Genomic DNA, 238 nt, shown 5'->3' with positions numbered 1-238 from the left:
GAGGACGAAGTAGATGCATAAACATTGGATTCGCGAGTTTTCGGATAGTCCTAAGCCGGCACCTCTGTACGACATGTACTACGGTAACGACTATTCGGAGCCCGTCATTGTCTGCCTCGAACGTGAGGATGGCACACGCTACATTCCGCCGAAACTGTGGGCCTATTCCAAGGTGCACGGCGGTTGGGTCGAAGCCGATCTGCGTGAGGGCATGTACCCAGAAAACTATGAGGATCGG

Annotated in this window: 1 protein-coding gene; it reads left to right on the top strand. The window is 53.8% G+C overall.

The genetic code is table 11. The annotated features are described in order from the left end of the window. Window positions 1–13 precede the first annotated feature (13 nt). The coding region (locus tag AC1RPR_RS09065; protein WP_481763619.1) for a hypothetical protein at window positions 14–238 on the top strand (225 nt) is incomplete at its 3' end.

The organism is Dellaglioa sp. CoH-57-MRSF-22, assembly GCF_056781895.1.
Note: the sequence above shows the minus strand (reverse complement) of the source record. Positions and strands in the feature narration are given on the sequence as shown.